The following is a 1,215-nucleotide window of genomic DNA, read 5'->3' as shown; positions in this document are numbered from 1 at the left end:
CCCTTGCCACGCCGTCGGCATTCCGGCCGACCAGCACCCGCCGGGCCACCGCGGGCCCGCCGGGATAGAAGGCGGACACGTTGCGCCAGGCGTTGGAGTGGGCCTTGCCCATGAAGGCATGCCCCAGCACCGCCACCCCCAGCGGCGGCGACTCCGGATTGGCGGTCATCGTCTTCTCCTTCGTGCTCGTCGGTCGGTGGTGCGGCGGGATGGGCTGCCCTCCGGGCCCGGGCTGCGCCTCGACGCGGGAACGGGTTAGAGGCTGCGCAGGAATGCCAGCCCGTCCTCTGCCAGTTGATCCTGGCTCGGCGCCAGCGGCCGCCAGATCGATGCGGCCGTCGCGATGGCCGCGTTCTCCTCAGTGAAACTCTCGATGTTCAACGGGCCGGCGTAGCCCACGTCGTCCAACGCCTTGACCAGCGCCGGCCAGTCGGTCTGGTCGCCGCCCGGCGCCCCGCGGTCGTTGCCGCACACCTGCAGGTGGACCAGGTGTTCGCCGGCCGCACGGATGGCGGCGGCGCTGGAGCGTTCTTCGATGTTCAGGTGGTAGCTGTCCAGCGCCAACCCCACCCCGTGGCCGAGCAGCGGTCCCAGCGCGTCGAGCGCCTGTTCCACGGTGTTGACCAGCGAGGTCTCGTACCGGTTGAGCGGCTCGATTCCCAGTACGACGCCGGCCGCCTCGGCTTGGGCGGCCAGCGGCGCCAGGTTCTCCCGGAGCTGGCGGTACGCAGTGGCTCGGTCTTCGGCGTCGATCCGCCACACCCGCCCCGTGCTGGCGTAGAACGGACCGCACACCGCCGGCGCGCCGACGTCGTGTGCCAGGTCGATGCAGGCCGCCAGATAGTCCTGGGTTGCCTGCACCGACCCGGCGTCGGCCAGGACCAATTCGCGGCCGGGTGCCATGGCGCCCACGATGTAGGGCAACAGGTGCGTGGCCGCGAGGGCGTCCCGGGCGGTGCCGGCGGTAAAGTCGCCGACGTTCTCCAGCGGCAGTTCGACGCCGTCAAAGCCCATGCCGGCGATCTTCGCCAGCAGTCCGGGCAACTCGGTGTCGCGCAGCGGCGACTGCCACACCCAGGTGTTGACGCCGATCGGCCGGTCCATTGATCCTTCTCCTTTGTCTGCCGCTGCTGGTGGCAGCTCGCTCGTCCAGTTGCCGCCGGACGCCGCGCCGCGGTCCCGCCCGGCTGACCGCCGGGGGGGGGCCGGCGGTCA

1 protein-coding gene and 1 pseudogene are annotated in these 1,215 nt (G+C 71.6%); both read right to left on the bottom strand.

What is annotated here, in order from left to right:
* Nucleotides 1-169, bottom strand: a pseudogene (locus AC5RUJ_RS16700) (gfo/Idh/MocA family oxidoreductase); the annotation flags it as partial.
* Between the two features lie 86 nt (nt 170-255).
* Nucleotides 256-1,104 (bottom strand): sugar phosphate isomerase/epimerase family protein, encoded by an 849-nt coding sequence (locus tag AC5RUJ_RS16695; protein WP_494128951.1) that lies wholly within the window; start codon nt 1,102-1,104, stop codon nt 256-258.
* Nucleotides 1,105-1,215 lie beyond the last annotated feature (111 nt).

The sequence above is a fragment of the Arthrobacter sp. Y3223164 genome, assembly GCF_059091005.1.
The sequence above is the reverse complement of the archived record's forward strand: the minus strand, read 5'-3'. Positions and strand labels throughout refer to the sequence as shown.

Coding starts and splice junctions, on each gene's coding strand:
- AC5RUJ_RS16695 (WP_494128951.1), bottom strand. CDS start 1,104: ATGGACCGGCCGATCGGCGTCAACACCTGGGTGTGGCAGTCGCCGCTG.